This is a genomic window from Streptomyces sp. URMC 126 (assembly GCF_051386555.1).
Taxonomy (GTDB): Bacteria; Actinomycetota; Actinomycetes; order Streptomycetales; family Streptomycetaceae; genus Streptomyces.
This window is the reverse complement of sequence record NZ_JBPQTX010000469.1, coordinates 1-3,931: the sequence shown is the minus strand read 5'-3', so window position 1 is coordinate 3,931 and position 3,931 is coordinate 1. Positions and strand designations below refer to the sequence as shown.

The 3,931-nt window shown below is 75.2% G+C and carries 4 protein-coding genes; 2 read left to right on the top strand and 2 right to left on the bottom strand.

Annotation, left to right across the window (positions count from 1 at the left end):
• Together ACSNOK_RS31495 and ACSNOK_RS31490 are read right to left on the bottom strand one after the other, a co-directional pair.
• On the bottom strand, positions 1-831 hold an 831-nt coding region (locus ACSNOK_RS31495), incomplete at its 3' end, for a PaaX family transcriptional regulator C-terminal domain-containing protein (protein WP_436784211.1).
• Positions 828-1,457, bottom strand: a complete 630-nt coding sequence (locus ACSNOK_RS31490) for a GNAT family N-acetyltransferase (RefSeq protein ID WP_436784210.1) — start codon at positions 1,455-1,457, stop codon at positions 828-830. The genes ACSNOK_RS31490 and ACSNOK_RS31495, both read right to left, overlap by 4 nt.
• 92 nt (positions 1,458-1,549) lie before the next feature.
• On the opposite strand from ACSNOK_RS31490, the gene ACSNOK_RS31485 reads away from it, so the two are divergent.
• Both ACSNOK_RS31485 and ACSNOK_RS31480 read left to right on the top strand, forming a co-directional pair.
• Positions 1,550-2,638 carry an alpha/beta hydrolase family protein gene (locus ACSNOK_RS31485; protein ID WP_436784209.1) on the top strand — a complete coding sequence of 363 codons (1,089 nt, stop codon included), beginning with the start codon at positions 1,550-1,552 and terminating at the stop codon, positions 2,636-2,638.
• A 235-nt stretch (positions 2,639-2,873) separates the two neighbouring features.
• On the top strand, positions 2,874-3,866 hold the full coding sequence (locus ACSNOK_RS31480) for a serine hydrolase (RefSeq protein ID WP_436784208.1): 993 nt from the start codon (positions 2,874-2,876) through the stop codon (positions 3,864-3,866).
• The last annotated feature ends 65 nt before the right edge of the window (positions 3,867-3,931 follow it).

Sequence of the window (3,931 nt, the reverse complement as noted above, 5' to 3'; positions counted from 1 at the left end):
CCCCTCCGGGCCGGCGGCGCGGAGTCGCTGCCAGCAGGTGGCCGTCAGCCGCCGGGCTTCGGCGCCCGGCCAGGGCCGGGGCAGGAGTTCGGGCGGGAGCAGGGGGTCCGGGGTCATGGCGCGGGCGAACTCGGTCGCCAGTCCGACGGCCAGGGTGAGCCGCGCGGCGTCCGACGGCCGGGGTTCGGTGTCGAGTTCGGCGTGGCAGGCGCGGGCGACGGCGGCGAGCCGGTGGTGCCGTTCGGCGATCTCGTCCAGCGGCCAGAGCGCGGCGGCCAGGGCCCGCGGCTCGCCGAGTCCGCCGACGCGCAGGTCGGTGGTGGTGAGGACGGTGAGCGAGCCGTCGACGCCGCAGCGGCGGGCGTGGGCCTCGACGGGGGCGGTGATGTCGTTGGCGCTCACGTACAGCCCGCCCTGCGCGGGTGCCGCGCCGAGGTGGAGGAGGGCGTCGCGCAGGGCGTCGCGGGCGGCCCTGCGGGCCTCGGGGACGGCAAACGCGAACACGTGCCACCGGCCGTCCCAGGGGGCGAGGCCGCGGTCCTGCCGGTAGGCGTGGCGGACGTACGCCGCGTCCGGCGCGAACGACCCGTCCGCCCCCGCGACGGCGCGCAGCACCGCCTTGCGGCCCCGGCCGTCCTGGGTGAACCGGCCCTCGGCCACCAGGCGCCGTGCGCACAGCCGCACTTGCTGGTCGGTCATGCCGAGCAGGCCGGCGACCTCGTACAGTTCCCCGGCGTCGACCGTGCCGTCCTCCCGGACGAGGGCGTGCACGAGCAGCCGGGTGGGCACCTCGGGGCGGGCGGGCCGGTCGGTGTTCTTCTTCTCGCTCACGCCGCCGCCCCCCTTCCGGCCGGTACCGGCAGCCGCATGGTCGTCACGGCGCCGAAGCCCATGAGCCCCCGCAGGTACGGGGTGCGTTCGGTGCGGACGGCGGTGAAACCGTGCCGCTCGTACAGGGCGCGCGCCCTGGGGTTGGCGTCGATGACGTCCAGCCGGATCCGCCGGCAGCCGTTCTCGGCCGCCACGGCGGCGACCTCCCCGAGCAGCAGGCCGCCGATGCCCCGGCCGCGCAGGCCGGCCTCCACGGCGAGGCCGTCCATCACGAGCTCGCCGTCGGCGGGCGTCCGTTCGAACAGGGCCAGGAGCGCCAGCCGGGGCAGGCCCCGGAGCGGTCCGTAGGCCGCCAGGACGTCGCGCGCGCCGCCGCCGGTCAGCGCGCGGTCGCCGAGCCGGTAGCCGGCCACGCCGACCACCCGGCCGCCGACGAGCGCGGTGACGCCGCGGTCGCGGTGCAGGTGGGCGGCGAGGAAGGCGCGGGCCCGGTCGGGCGGGCCGAGGGCGGGCCCGAGTTTGCGCCCGAACGCTTCCCAGTAGAGCTCCGCCACCCGCTCCTCGGCGCCCTCGGGCACCCCGCGGCGTACCTCCGGCAGCGCACCGCCGCCGCTCTCGTTCCTCACCGGGCCCACTCGTCCCTCCCTGATCCCGAACTACGAACCGGCCTTGTGCTATCGATCTTAATACGTTCATCATCAGCACGAGCGTTTTGAAGATGAACGATTTCGAAGGCAAGGTGATGGACGTGTCCGGTGGACGCGTGCGGCGTGCGCTACGGCGCCGGTGGCGGGCGGTCGTGTGGTCCCTGGTGGGAGTGCTGGTCGCGGCGGCGGTGCCGGTCGGGGTCGTCGTCTGGCAGCACACCTACGACCTGCGCGAGGAACGGGTGACACTACGTCACGCGGGACGGCAGCTCACCGGGGTGCTGGCCCGGCCGAAGACGGGGCCGGGGCCGTTCGGAGCGGTCGTCTTCGTGCACGGCGACGGCCCCGTGAACGCCACGCACGACACGTACTACCGGCCGCTGTGGGAGGCGTTCGCCCGCGCGGGCTACGCGTCGCTCTCCCTCGACAAGCCCGGCGTCGGCGGCTCGGAGGGCGACTGGCTCGACCAGAGCATGGCCGACCGCGCCGACGAAACGCTGGCCGCCGTGACCTGGGTCCGCACCCTGCCGGACATCGACGGCCGCCGCGTCGGCCTGTGGGGCGCCAGCCAGGCCGGCTGGGTGCTGCCCAAGGTCGCGGCCAGGGACCGCGGGCTGCGGTTCGTCATCGCCGTCTCCCCCGCCGTCAACTGGCTGCGGCAGGGCCGCTACAACCTCCTCGCCGAACTCCGCCGGGACGGCGCGTCCGCCCAGGAAACGGCCGCCGCGCTGCGCCGCCGCGAGACGGTCCTCGGCCTGCTGCGGCGCCGGGCGCCGTACGCCGCGTACCGCGCGGCACTCGGCGAGGAGGCGGACATGACGCCCGCCCGCTGGCGGTTCGTGACCCGCAACCACACCGCCGACGCCACCGCGGACCTGCGGGCGGCGCGCGGCACCCCGGTGCTGCTGGTCGTGGCGGGCCACGACGTCAACGTGGACGTCGCCGAGACGGAGGCCGTCTACCGCCGGCTGCTCCCGCCCCGCACCCTGCGCGTCGCCCGCTACCCGGACGCCACCCACTCCCTGGTCCCCCACGCCGTCGAACGCTCCGAGGCCCGGCTGACGCTGACCGCGCTGTTCGCCCCGCGCCGGCTGTACACGGCCGGCTTCCTCGCCGACCAGGAGCGGTACGCGCGGGCGGCGGGGAAGGAGGCGCCGTGACGGCGCCAACACCCAGCGGCAGGGCGGGCGTTGCGGCGACGCCGATTCGGACAGCCTCCCGGACGCGAGAGTTCCGGGCGGCCGGACGCAGACGGAGACGGACCACCCGTCCCCTCAGGAGGAAGCATGGGCGAGAATCGTGCAGCCATTCGATACAACGGCGGGGTCGATGGGACCAGAGGGGCGATCCCCTCCCGGCCGCCCCGCCACGGCCCATTCCAGGGGGGAACCCGCCATGACCGCACACTCGATGCCCGACGCCGGCCCGATATCCGACGCCGCTCCGATATCCGACACGGCCCCGGCTGCCGGCGCCGCGCCGAGAGCCCGCCGCCTGCCGCGCCGCGCCCTCGCCACCGCCGTCGCGGTGACGGCCGTCGCCGCGCCGCTCGCCGTGGCTGAGCCGGCCGCCGCCGCGGGCCCGAAGGTCGTCTGCACCTCGGCCAAGGCGGGGCTCGCCGCCAAGCTCACCAAGGACATCACCGCGGCACTGCGCGGCCGGGCCGGCCACATGGGCATCGCGCTCGACGACCCGAAGACGAAGACGACCTGCACCTACGACGCGGACCGGCAGTTCGACTCCGCGAGCGTCTTCAAGCCGATCGTCCTGGGCACCCTGCTGTGGGACGCCGACCGGGCGAAGCGCTCGCTGTCGTCGCGCGAGAAGGCGCTCGCCAAGAAGATGATCACCGAGTCGGACAACGACTCCACGACGGAGCTCCGCAACCGGCTCACCACGGCGAAGATCAAGTCCTTCGTCAAGGCCGCCGGCATGCAGCGCACGCTGCCCAACCAGACCTGGGGCACCACCCAGATCACCGCCCGGGACGAGCAGCGGCTCCTCTCCCTCCTCACCACGCACAACAAGCTGATCACCGACAAGTCCCGGGCCTACGCCCTCGACCTGATGAACAAGGTGATCCCGTCGCAGCGCTGGGGCACCCCGGCCGGCGCCCCCAAGGGCACCAAGGTCCACGTCAAGAACGGCTGGCTGCAGCGCGACCGGGACGGCCTCTGGCGCGTACACAGCATCGGTGCCTTCACGGCCGGCGGCCGGACGTACACCATGTCGGTCCTCACCCACGGCAACCGCACCTGGCAGGGCGGCATCGACGCCATCCAGGCCGTCGCCCGCGCCATCCACCGCGACGTGAACCCGGCGACGAAGAACGCCCAGCTCATCACGCCGCCGGCCCACCCGCAGGAGGTCATGCCGCCCGGCGTGTGACCTGCGGGACGCGGCCCCCGAGCGGCAGCAAGGCGGCTCGGGGGGGCGCGGGGGGCGCGGGCGGC